This window comes from Curtobacterium sp. MCSS17_005, assembly GCF_003234225.2.
Lineage (GTDB): Bacteria > Actinomycetota > Actinomycetes > Actinomycetales > Microbacteriaceae > Curtobacterium > Curtobacterium flaccumfaciens.
In genome coordinates, this window is the sequence record NZ_CP126258.1 from 2,251,513 (window position 1) to 2,263,815 (window position 12,303).

At 71.2% G+C, this 12,303-nt stretch carries 8 protein-coding genes; all 8 read right to left on the bottom strand.

Annotated elements, in window-relative coordinates:
* Window positions 1-37 precede the first annotated feature (37 nt).
* Window positions 38-5,935, bottom strand: a complete 5,898-nt coding sequence (locus DEJ20_RS10835) for an Ig-like domain-containing protein (RefSeq protein WP_111235084.1) — start codon at window positions 5,933-5,935, stop codon at window positions 38-40.
* Window positions 5,908-7,320, bottom strand: coding sequence for a serine/threonine-protein kinase (locus DEJ20_RS10840; RefSeq protein WP_111235085.1), 1,413 nt, complete (start codon window positions 7,318-7,320; stop codon window positions 5,908-5,910). The genes DEJ20_RS10835 and DEJ20_RS10840 overlap by 28 nt, the downstream gene beginning before the upstream one ends.
* Before the next feature lie 130 nt (window positions 7,321-7,450).
* Entirely contained in the window at window positions 7,451-8,272 is an 822-nt protein-coding gene (locus DEJ20_RS10845; protein WP_017885739.1) for a PP2C family protein-serine/threonine phosphatase, read from the bottom strand.
* 3 nt (window positions 8,273-8,275) lie between these two features.
* Window positions 8,276-9,058 carry an FHA domain-containing protein gene (locus DEJ20_RS10850; RefSeq protein WP_111235086.1) on the bottom strand — a complete coding sequence of 261 codons (783 nt, stop codon included), beginning with the start codon at window positions 9,056-9,058 and terminating at the stop codon, window positions 8,276-8,278.
* Window positions 9,059-9,113: 55 nt separating this feature from the next.
* Window positions 9,114-9,671, bottom strand: a complete 558-nt coding sequence (locus DEJ20_RS10855; protein ID WP_111235087.1) for a hypothetical protein — start codon at window positions 9,669-9,671, stop codon at window positions 9,114-9,116.
* Window positions 9,672-9,779: 108 nt separating this feature from the next.
* On the bottom strand, window positions 9,780-10,550 hold the full coding sequence (locus DEJ20_RS10860) for a YaaA family protein (RefSeq protein WP_349815006.1): 771 nt from the start codon (window positions 10,548-10,550) through the stop codon (window positions 9,780-9,782).
* A complete protein-coding gene (locus DEJ20_RS10865) occupies window positions 10,547-10,810 on the bottom strand; it encodes a F0F1 ATP synthase subunit epsilon (protein ID WP_027465776.1) in 264 nt (87 codons plus the stop codon). The genes DEJ20_RS10860 and DEJ20_RS10865 overlap by 4 nt, the downstream gene beginning before the upstream one ends.
* A 1-nt stretch (window position 10,811) precedes the next feature.
* Window positions 10,812-12,266 carry a F0F1 ATP synthase subunit beta gene (gene atpD, locus DEJ20_RS10870; protein ID WP_017885744.1) on the bottom strand — a complete coding sequence of 485 codons (1,455 nt, stop codon included), beginning with the start codon at window positions 12,264-12,266 and terminating at the stop codon, window positions 10,812-10,814.
* Between the last annotated feature and the right edge of the window lie 37 nt (window positions 12,267-12,303).

The following is a 12,303-nucleotide window of genomic DNA, read 5'->3' on the forward strand; positions in this document are numbered from 1 at the left end:
TGCGGCGGCGGGAGGGTCGTGGCAGGCCGGGCGGGCGTCAGCCGCCGGGAGCGGGTTCCGGGGCGGGCTGCTCCGGAGCGGGCTGCTCGGGTTCGGGTGCCGCATCGATCGGCGCGCTCGGCGGGTTCGGGTCCTCGTGGCCGTCGACGATCGCCGCGACGTACACGTAACGCGACAGCGGTGCGTCCTCGACCGTCGGCAGGGCGTCCGGCGCGTAGACCGTGCCCTCTCCGCAGAGCTGGTAGTACCGAGAGGCGCAGAAGACGACGCGGTAGCCGGTCGGCTGGAGCCCGGCGTTCTGCGGAGGCGCAGTCACCGTCAGTTGTGTCCCGGCCGTGACGGAGTCCGGCAGCGTGGCACGGGTCTGCACCGGACGCAGCCCGCCCACCGTGGAGCCGTCCCCGCAGAAGTTGGACGTGCCGTCCGCGCAGGCCACCACGGTCACGCTCACCGTCGAGCCGAACGCGGCACCGGTGACCCAGGAGCCGTTCCCGCCGAAAGACACGAGGCCGCCACCGTTGACCGAGTAGGCGTAGTGGTCGATCGATCCGTTGGGGCTCGGCTGGGCGCGCGGGTTCCGGATGCGGATCGCGTACGTGCCGTCGTCCTCGCTGAACCGCTCGACGCCGATGTCGGCCGACGCCGTCCCCGGAGCGGAGTACCCCTGCACGGACGCCGCACGGCTCGGCGTGCAGAACAGACCGTTGTCGGCGAGCGCGACGTACTGGAAGTTGCCGTTCGAGTTCAGCGTGTCGTTGGCGCTGCCGCCGTCCCAGCGCTTGTCCGAGCCGGTGGTCGAGCAACCGCTCGGGATGTTCGCCCCGGGCGGGTACCGCACGATCGTGAGCGTTCGACCGCCCCCGGCCCAGTCGTTCTCGGCCGCACTGAGCGACACGTTGGTCCGCCCAGGCGACACGTCGCGCGACGCGTTCAGCGTCGGCACACCGGGTGTCCCGACGGCACTCCCGGTGGCGGACGCGGAGTTCCACTGCACGACGGTGCCGTTGCGGTCGGCGGCGTTGCGGGCGGACACGGTGACCTTGTACTGGGCTGCGCTCTGGGCGCCGGTGAACGAGGTGCTCGTGGCGGTGCCGGTGTGCCGCGTGGTCGACAGGCCGGGGCCCTCGATCGTGACGATGTAGTCGTCGACCGCGCTGCCGTTGTTCGGCGCGGACACCTTGCCCCACTTGACGTCGAGCTGGTTCGGCGTCGCCGTGCTCGGCGTGACCGTGATGCCCTTCGGCGGAGCCGGCACGAAGTCCGCACTCATCGGCCCCGAGCGGGACGAGGGCTTCGAATCACCGATCGCGTTGGTCGCCACGACCTGGAACCGGTAGGACGCCTTCGGGTCGAGCCCGGTGATCGTGCACACCGTCGCGGTCCCGCAGTTCTTCGAGACGCCGTTGGTCCCGACGACGCGGTAACCCGTGATCGGCGAGTTGTTCCCCTGCGGGGTCGACCACGTGAGCGTGACCTGACCGCCGTCGTAGGAGCCGGTGCGGGTGGGCGCTCCGGGAGCGTCCGGGACGTCCTGCACCGAGATCGTGACGTCGCCCCAGACGTACCGGTCGGGGTCGTTCGTCGCGTCCGCCACCTGGTACTGCAGGTGGGCGTCGCCGGGCTTCGCGGTGTCGGCGACCGAGACCTGCAGGCGCGTGCGGTCGCCGCTCGGGGTCACGGTGACGCCGCTCGGCAGTCCGCCGGACAGACCCCGGATGTTCACGACGCGCAACCGCTCACCCGGGAACGGGTTGGTCGGCTGGTCGTTCGTGAGCACGTCGATGGTGGTGGTCGCCCCGCGCTTCGTCACCGAGCGGTCGGCACCGGGCTGGACCACGGGGCGTGTGGAGGCGACGACGCCGACGGTGACGGTGCCGGCGCGACCGGTGTTGGCGTCGTCCGCGACACCGATCCCGATCGACGCGGTGGTGTTCTTCTTCGCGGTGTCGGCGACCGAGATCGTGAGCTGCTGCTTCGCGATCGACGCGGTCGTCCCCGCGGCGGGCCGGCCGACGATCGAGTACCGGAGCTCCGGCAGGTCCCTGGGGTACGGGTAGTCGGTCAGCTTCGTCAGGTCGATCTTGCGCGTCTCACCCGGCTGCATCTCGAGCGAGGATCCCGTGAACGCCGGCGGCTGGTTCGACCGGGGCGTGACCGTGATCGGGAGCACGAGCGTGGCGACGCGGCCCTTGCCGCCGTTCGCCGACGACCCGTCGGTGACCTCGAACGAGATCGACGCCTTGCCGTAGTAGAGCTTCGACGACGTGAACTGCAGCGTCGACGAGTCCACCACCAGGCTCTGCCCGTTGGCGTGGGTGGCCTTGACCGTGCCGCGGTCGGTGATCTTCGCGGTCTCGCCGTTCGCCGTCACGACGAAGTCCTGCAGCGGGATGCGGACGGTGGCCTCGCTCTTCACCGTGACCGCACCGGCGCTGCGGTTGATCTGGGGCAGGGCGTCGTCGAAGCCCGGCACGTTGATGAAGCCGTAGGAGACGATGTCCGGGTGGTCGACCCGGGCCACAGAGAACGGGATCACCTGCGAGTCGTCGGTCAACCGGACGGTGATGCGGCCGTCGTCGGTGGGCGTCGCGGTGTCGCCGTAGCCGGGGACGACCCCGACCCGGAGGTCGGCAGCGGTGCCCTCGGCGAAGAAGACGTTGTCGAGCACGTCGACCGTCACGCTCTGCCGGTGCAGGATGTCCTGCAGGTCGAGCGTCGTGTCGTCGACCTCGGGCCGGAGCGGCTGGGCATCGGGGTCGACGGTCACCGTGAGGAAGGCCGTGCTCGATCCCCCGCTGCTGTTCGCGACGGTGTAGAGCACCGCGAAGTCACCGCGCTTCGCCGACTTCGGGGGCGTGACACGGATCTGCTGCTTCCGGAGGACCTTCGCCGTGACGTCCTCTGCCGTCGGCTCGGCCTGCGCGACGGTCAGCTGCCCACCTTCGGGGTCGGAGTCGTTCTGCAGGACGCGCACCGTCACCGACCCACCGGGGCGGATCGTGACGTGGTCGGCCTCGGCCACGGGGTTCGAGGCCTGCTCGGCGCGGGGCGCGATGCCCACCCGCACGGTGCCGGTGGCGCGGGCCCCGAGGGCATCGACGACGGTGTAGGTGAACTCGTCGGTACCGGCCGAGTAGTCGCCCGCCTCGTAGGTCAGGGCGTCCGAGGCGACGTCCGAGACCGACCCCTTGTCGGGGTTGGAGCCCACGCCGACCAGCTGGACGGAGTCGCCGTCCGGGTCGATCCCGTTCAACGGCACGTTGACCCGCACCGACGACCCGGCGACGACGCGCGCGGTGACGGTCTGCGGGACGGGAGGGTTGTTCGTGGCGGCGTCGCGCTCGCGCACCGAGATCGACACGGCGGCGTCGGCGTACTGGCCGTCCGGGCCAGCGACCCGGTAGACGGCGGTGTAGTTGCCCGGCGTCTTCGGGGCGAGGTAGCGCAGGTGGTCGCCGGAGACGAACAGCAGGCCGCCGTCACCGGGGACGTTCTGCACCAGTTCGGGCTCCAGCGTCAACGGCTCGCCCTCGGGCTGGGTGTCGTTGCCGAGCACGTCGATGTTCGCGACGTCGCCGACACGGACGGTGGCGCTGTCCGGCTGGGCGACCGGGGGCTGGATGCGGTCGGGCTTCGGGATCTCGACGACCGTGATCGTGCCCGGCGACGACGCCAGGCCGTTCGTCTCCGTGTACCCGAACGAGACCGGACCGTCGAGGGGCGCCGTGAGCGTGACACGGACCGTGTGCTGGTCGAGGATGCTCGCCTGCACGCCGCTGCCCCGTGGGGGTCCGTCGAGCGCCGTCACGAGCAGCACACCACCCGCCGGGTCGATGTCGGTCGCGGTGACGTCCGTGTCCTTGGTCGACAGGGTGTTCACGAACACCGTCTTCGGCGTGGTGATCGGCGCCGTCGAGGCGTCCGGTGGCGCGAGGACGGTCACGCGGACGATGCCGCTCGACGTCTTCACGCCGTCCGTCACCGTGTACTCGAGCTGGTGGTCGCCGGCCCGCTCCCCCTGCACCCGGAACGTGCCGGCGTCGTAGCTCGGGGTGACGGTGAGCCCGGACGCCGACGACACGCTCGTCAGCGTCACGGTGCCGTTGCCACCGCGCACGTGGTCGAGCGGCTCGACCGTGAAGGCCTTGCCGGCGTACCCGGACACGGGGAACGGATCGGCGCGCAGCGGGACGGTGCCCTGCTTTGCCACCCGTACCGTCAGGGCACCCCGGCCGTCGGCGCGTCCGTCGCTCACGACCAGCTGCACGGGGCGCTCTCCGGTCCGGCCGCTGTCGTTCCGGAAGTCGAGCAGGCCGTCCGGCGTGGTGGACACCCGGTCGCCGTTCGACGCGGTCGCCGACTCCAGGTACACCGGGTCGCCGTCCGGGTCGACCCAGTCGCCGAGGACGTTCGAGACGACGTGCCCGTTCTGGACGACGTCGGCCGAGGTGTCACGGACCTGCCGCGGCGCCTCGTTCTGACCGTCGGGGCGCACGCTGACCCGGACGGTCGCGGTGTCCGATCCGCCGTTGCCGTCGGTGATCGTGTACGGGAACGTCACGGTCCCGGTGGCGCGCGACGACAGCGTGACCTGCAGACGTTGGCCGTCTCCCACGATCGCGACGCGGCCGGCGGACTTCGAGATGGCCCCGACCTCGCTCACGATGATCGGGTCACCGTTCGGGTCGTAGTCGTTGAGCAGGACCGGGAGGCTCGTGGTGCGGCCCGGACGAGCGCCCAGTTCGTCGTCCACCGCCACCGGCGGCTTCTGGTCCTTGTCGACCTCGGGGTCGTCGTCGGAGACCTGCTCCTGCTGCTGCTCGTCGTCCTGCTTGACCAGGTCGGCCCAGTTGTCGATGAGCTGACCGCTCCGGTCGATCGCCCAGGACCGGCCACTCGTCGGGTCGTTGGCGACGACGGTGTCGCCGTTGTGCAGGATCTGCAGTTCGCTCGTGCCGCCGGTGCTCGCCAGCCGCTGCAGCGCGTTGCCGTCACACGTGTCGATCGCCTGCCCGCCCGCCCACGCCGCGTACGTGCAGGAGCCGTCGACGTAGGGCCGCGCAGCTCGTCCGGACACCTGGAGCGCGGTCGCGTCCACTGCGCCGGAGGCGCTGACGCGGACCAGGCCCGCCGTGCCCGCGACCGTGACCTGGGCCGTGCTGTCGGAGGACCGCTGGAGGGCCGGCGACGACCCGACCCGGTCGCCGAGCTCGACCGTGCGGCCGTCGACCGACAGGGCACCGCGCGTGCGGTCGAGCACGGCGAGGTGCCCGTCGAACGTGGCGACCTGGAACTCGTCGCCCCGGTCCATGTCGACCTTCCACCGTTCGGCGACGCTGAGTGTCGCGCCGACGTCGACCAGCGACGCCGTCCCGGTCTTCGCGGAGTAGACCGCGACGTGGCCGTCGGAGGCGTCGAAGACGGTGTCGGCGCCCAGGGTCAGATCTGCCTTGGTCGACGCGTCGAACTCGGCGAGGTCGCTCGCGGGGGTCGCCCAGAGCTCGCCCGTGTCCGCGTTGCCGATGACCGCGGTGTCGCCCGCGAAGAAGACCTGCGGCGTCCCGGCAGGCAGGGTGATCGCATCACCCACGGTTGCGTCGGCGACGTCGACCCGGGCGACCGTGCCCTTGGTCTCGTCGACGCTGTAGACCGTGGAGCCGCGCTGCAGCACGGACAGGTCGTCGCTGGCCGTCTCGACCGCGGTGTTGAGCTGCAGGATGCCGGTGTTCGCCCGGCCGACCGCGCCGTACTCGGCCGAGGGCACCCAGACGGTGCCGTCGCCGAGGTCGACGCGTTGCGTGTGGTACCCGGTGGAGACGATGGCCGTGGTCGCGACGACGGCGGCGACGAGCACCGAGGCACCGGTCGTCACGGCGGCGGAGCGGTGCTTCGCGAGGAGGGCGCGGATCACCCGGCGCTCCCGATCGTCGCGCACTTCTGCGCGCTCGCAGCACCCGTCTTGCCGTCGCGGTTCACGGCGACGGCGATGCACTCCTCGTCGCCCCGCTCGCCGGAGACGACGAACGTCGTGCCGGTCTGCTGGCTCGATGACCCGTTGGACGAGATGACGTACGTGTCGCCGCTGCGCAGCCCCGGGTCGGTCCAGCTGAAGGACACGGACTGCGGCGACGGCTCGGCACGGACCTCGGCCACGACCGGGATCGCCCCGGCGCCGAGCCGACCGACGACGACGACCGTGGCGATCGCGAGGGCGGCGACCACGACGACGGCGAGGGACGTCGCCCAGACCAGGGTCGAACGGGTCCGGCGCCGGGCACGGGTGACGGACCCGGTGCGGTGCACGGTGCCGACGCTGTGCGAACCGCCGGGCACGACCCCGCCCTGCACCGCGCGACGGGTCCGACGACGCCCGCCGACCCGGGTGGGTGGCTGCAGCTCACGGATCACGGTGCGGTCACCGTGCGGGGTCGGCGTCGAGATCGCCCACGCCTCGACCGCGACGTCGGCGGACGTCTGCGGGATGCCGAGCTCGGCCTCGACCTGCTGGAACCCGCGCACGAGTTCCATCACCGTTGCCGGGCGTCCCTGCGGCTTCCGGGACAGCGCCGAGGCGAGCAGGCGCTCCAGCGAGGGCGGCACGTCGGTGCGACCGGTGGGCTTCACGCCGCCCTTGTCGATCCGGTGCATCAGGTCGTTCGCACCGTTCTTGCCGCCACGGATCTCGAACGGGCTGCGCCCGGCGAGGAGCGAGTACACGGTCGCCGCGAGTGAGTACACCTCGGACTGGATCGTGCCGCGCGACTCGTCGATGAGGACCTCGGGCGCGGACCAGGGGATCGACATGCCGATGGGCTCGTCGGGGTCGGTGCCCCCGATCGTCGCGGCGATGCCGAAGTCGGAGAGCACGGGGTTGCCGTAGGCCGTCAGCAGGATGTTCGACGGCTTGATGTCGCGGTGCAGCACGCCCTCGCGGTGTGCGGTCTCGAGCGCCGACCCGATGCGGATGCCGATCGACAGCACCTCGGACACCGGGATCGGTTCGCGGCGGTAGCGCTCACTGAGGGACGAGGAGCAGAGCTCCATGACCAGGTAGGGCCGACCGTCGGCGGCGACGCTGGCCTGGAGGACGGTGAGGATCGACGGGTGCGTGCTGAGCCGGGCCATCAGGTTGGCCTCGGCCTGGAACATCTGCCGGACGCGGTCGTCGACGACCTCGTCCAGCAGCACCTTCACCGCGACCTGTCGTCGGGGCATGTCCTGCTCGTAGAGGAAGACGTCCGCGAAGCCACCGGACCCGAGGACGTGCACGGGACTGAAACCGCCGATCACGGGCGGGTTGGACGGCAGGCGTCTCGCCATGGTCCTCTCCTCCCCCGGCCGAGCGGCCAGCTCTCTCGACGTGGCCATGTCATTGTACGAAGCGTGGGTGACCGACATTCCGCACGCCGATCCCCCACAGCTCGACGTGTTCCCCCAGTTCGGGGGCCAGCTAGTGGCGCGGCAGCGTGTCCTCGAGGTCGCCGTCGTCCGGTGCGGCATCGACCTGCAGCACCACCACGGTGACGTTGTCACGACCGCCGGCCACGACGGCGTCGCCGACCAGGCGCTCTGCGAGGTCCTGCGCGCCCGGCTCACGTGCCGCGATCCGCGCGATCCCGGCGTCGCCGAGCTCCTTGGTGAGCCCGTCGGAGCAGACGATGTAGCGGTCGCCGGCCCGCAGGGGCAGGGTCCACCAGTCCGGCGCCGGCGGTTCGCCGAAGCCGACCGCACGCGTGATGACGTTGCTGTCCGGGTGCTGCTCGGCGTCCTCGGCACGCAGCAGGCCGGCGTCCACCATCTCCTGCACCACCGAGTGGTCGACGGTGACGCGGCGGAGCACACCGTCCTCGATGCGGTAGGTGCGGGAGTCGCCGACGTTGAACACGAGGGCAGCGGGCTGCCCGAGCGACGCCACGAGCGCGATCCCGGTGACGGTGGTGCCCGCGCCGATGGCGTTGCCGCCGGCTGCACGCTCGATGTCCGCTGTCGCGAGGAGCAGCGCACGCTGGATGCCCTGACGCGTGGTGAACGGTTCGGCCGTCACCTGCTCGAGCCGACGCACGACCGCGTCACTGGCACGGTCGCCCGCGAGGTGCCCGCCCATGCCGTCGGCGACGACGAAGAACGGCGCGCCCACGATGTAGCTGTCCTCATTGTGGTCACGCCGCCGACCGACGTCGGTCGCAGCTCCCCACGAGAGTGTCAGGGTGGCGCCGTCGGCACCGGGGACGTCGATGGCGTGCGCAGTGGCTGCTCGGCCGAGTTCGGTCACGTGTCAGGATCGCTCTCTGGTGGGTCGGGGCGTGCCGTGTGCTGTCTGATCGGAGGGCCACGGGGGAACCGGAGGCAGCCCCTCTGCCGTCGGTGCGACCCGGAGGTACGGCGAGAGGACCTCGATGGCGTTGCCGTCACCGATCTCGACTACCGTACCCGTCAGCGCGACGATCGACGCACCCGACGCCATGCGGTAGGCGGGTGCCCCGGCCGGGCGGACGACGGTCCCGTTCGTGGACCGGAGGTCCTGCACGACGACGGCTTCACCCTCGGCGTGCATCCGGACGTGGGACGACGACACCTGCCCGTACGCCGACCGCACGGTCACGAGTTCGGGCTGCGGGCCACGGGTGACGCGCGGCAGCGACGGCCGTCGGCCGATGACCACCGGGTGGTCGAGCCGGAAGGTGCGGTCACCGATGCGGATCGAGGGCACGCGTGCCGTGGGGGCGGCGGGTACCGCCGGGACGGACGGGAGGCCCGGGGCAGCACCCACGAACGGGCTCGCTCCGGCGCCGGGTCGCGCCGGCACCCGGACGACGGTGTCCTCCGGATCGACGTCGTCCAGCGCTGCCGGTGGCTGGCCGGGTGCCCCGGGCGCGGGCCGGATGACCGTGTCACCGAGGACCCCGTCGTCGGACCCAGGGTCGGAGTCGGGACCGGCTCCGGGGACGACGGGACCTGCGCCGCGGATGACGGTGTCGTCGATGGCGTCCGCCGCCCGGTCGCCCAGCGATCGTCTGGGTCGCCGGATGACGGTGTCCTCGATGTCGTCGTCGCGCAACCGGAGCCCTCCCAGTGTGGTCTCCCCCACCGTAGACGATCCGGTCGACCCCACGTCATCGACGCTCCCACGACGGCCCGCTGCCCGCGACGACCGAGCGCAGGACGAGGCCCGCGAGCGGGTCGTCCGCGCAGGTCTCGAGGGCGTACCGCGCACGCGTCTCCGCCCGGGCCCACGACCCGAGCGCCCACGCACACCAGGCGCCGAGCGACAGGGCGCCCGCAGCGCCCGATGACCCGTCGAACGGGCCGTCCTGCGCCCGCCACACCCGCCACGCGTCGGCGCACCGGTCACCCGCGAGGCGCAGGCGGGCCCGATCGGGAGCCGGGCCGAAACCGTGGAGCGCCGGCGGTGTCGGGTCCGCGAAGGGGTCGAACACTCGGATCGACCGAGGATCCGGCGTGTCCTGCGCCGCGATGAACGGCACCAGGGCCATCCGGGGCGCGAGCGCCCCGCACGCGGTCACCACGGCCGTCGCAGCGGCCGTCGACAGGTCGGCGCGACCGGGCGCGACCAGCGCGGCCGCCGCAGCGGGGAGGGTGACCGCCGCGGCGATCTCGCGAGGGAAACGGACTGCGGAGCCGGGGCCGGACTGTGCCGTGAGAGGGATCATGCACGCCATCGAAGCGTGGTGCGGGCCTCCAGGCAGGGGCGCCCCGGCCATCTGTGGACCGGAGCTGCCCCACCCACGCCTGTGGAGGACGAGCCGGCGGACCCCCGCTCAGACGGCGACGGGCTCCAGGCTCTCGGCGACCAGGTCCCAGCCGCCCTCGTTGCGCTCGACGACCACGCCGTTCGCGGCCGCCCAGCCGACCAGGTCGTCCATGCTGCCGATGCTCGCGCCGGTGCGGGCGAGCAGCGCCACCAGGCGGCCCTTCGCGGTCTTGTTCCAGTGGTTCAGTGCACGACGACGACCGGAGCCGTCGACGCTCACCACCCGTGGTGCCACCGCTCCGGACACGGGACCGAGCTGCCGGTACCCCTCGGACCGCAGGTCGAGCACCAGGCCGTCCGCACGGGTCAGCAGTGAACGGGTCGACACCGCGGGCCAGTGCGCGGCCAACCGGATCGAGCCGAGCCGGGAGTCGTGCGAGAGCCGGTACGCCGGGATCGGGTCACCGGCGCCGATCGGGCCGAACATCGCGGACTGCACGATCACGTGCTCCGCCCACCACGCACGGGTCGCCGCATCCGCGTCCTGCGCGCCCAACGGGTCGTAGAGGACCCCGGTGTACCGCTCGATCGCGGGCATGGTGCCCGAGGTGTCGAGCTCGAGGTTCCGGAACCGCTCGGCGATCGACTTCGGACCGAGCTTGAGCGCCGTCCTGGCCGAGGACTCCTCGGAACTGACGAAGCGGGCCGCGGTGATCACCGCGGCCCGCTCATCGGCCAGTTCCGGGAACGAGAGCGCACGCAGATCGAGCGTGCGGCTCGTGTCCCCGCCCTCCCGCTTCGTCTCCGAAGGCGGGAGCAGGACGGTCAGTCCGGTCAGGACGCCAGCGCGGCCTGCCGCGCGACGATCGTCACCGTGTCGTGCTCGACCGACAGGAAGCCGTCCTCGGCGTCGACCGCGACGGTCGACCCATCGGCCCGCGTGATGCGGACCTGACCCTGCGCCAGGATCGCGAGCATCGGCTCGTGTCCGGCGAGGATGCCGATCTGGCCCTCTGTCGTCCGTGCGACGACCATGGTGGTGTCGCCCGACCAGACCTCACGGTCGGCCGAGACGACGCTCACGCTGAGACCCGCCATGTCAGCGGTTCTCCTTCTGGATCTGAGCCCACTTCTCTTCCACGTCGTTGATCCCACCGACGTTGAAGAACGCCTGGGTCGCAACGTGGTCGAACTCGCCGTCGGCGATGGCGCGGAAGGACTCGATGGTGTCCTTGAGCGGCACCGTAGAGCCCTCGACACCCGTGAACTTCTTCGCCATGTAGGTGTTCTGCGAGAGGAACTGCTGGATACGACGAGCGCGCTCGACCGTGATCTTGTCCTCTTCAGAGAGCTCGTCGACACCGAGGATGGCGATGATCTCCTGCAGTTCCTTGTTCTTCTGGAGGATCTGCTTGACGCGCGTGGCCGTCTCGTAGTGGTCGGCACCCAGGTAGCGCGGGTCCATGATGCGCGACGTCGACGCCAGCGGGTCGATCGCGGGGTACAGACCCTGCGATGCGATCTCACGGGAGAGCTCGGTCGTCGCGTCGAGGTGCGCGAACGTGGTGGCCGGAGCCGGGTCGGTGTAGTCGTCAGCCGGCACGTAGATCGCCTGCAGCGAGGTGATCGAGTGACCACGCGTCGAGGTGATGCGCTCCTGGAGCACACCCATCTCGTCGGCGAGGTTGGGCTGGTAGCCCACGGCGGACGGCATACGGCCGAGCAGCGTCGAGACCTCGGAGCCGGCCTGCGTGAAGCGGAAGATGTTGTCGATGAAGAGGAGCACGTCCTGCTTCTGGACATCGCGGAAGTACTCCGCCATCGTCAGCGCCGACAGGGCCACGCGGAGACGCGTTCCCGGCGGCTCGTCCATCTGGCCGAACACGAGGGCCGTCTTGTCGAAGACACCCGCCTCTTCCATCTCACCGATGAGGTCGTTGCCCTCTCGGGTGCGCTCACCGACACCGGCGAACACCGAGACACCGCCGTGGTCCTGCGCGACGCGCTGGATCATCTCCTGGATGAGGACGGTCTTGCCGACGCCCGCACCACCGAAGAGGCCGATCTTGCCACCCTGCACGTACGGGGTGAGGAGGTCGATGGACTTGATGCCGGTCTCGAACATCGAGGTCTTGGACTCGAGCTGGTCGAAGGCCGGAGCCTTGCGGTGGATCGGCCAGCGCTCGGTGATCTCGAGCTTCTCGTCCGTGTTGAGCACGTTCCCGAGGACGTCGAAGACCTTGCCCTTGGTGACGTCGCCGACGGGGACCGAGATCGGAGCGCCCGAGTCACGGACCTCCTGGCCACGGACCAGGCCGTCGGTCGGCTTCAGGGAGATGGCACGGACGAGGTCGTCGCCGAGGTGCTGGGCGACCTCGAGGCCGATCTCCTGCGACGAGTCACCGATGGTGATGGTCGTGAACAGGAGGTTGTACATCTCCGGGATTGCGTCGTGGGGGAACTCGATGTCGACGACGGGGCCCGTGACACGGGCGATCCGGCCGACACCGGGCGCCGACGACGTCTCGACCGCGGTGGTTGCGGTGTCGGTCATGGCTGGTGCCTTCCTGAGGGTGGGTATCTGTCCGCGA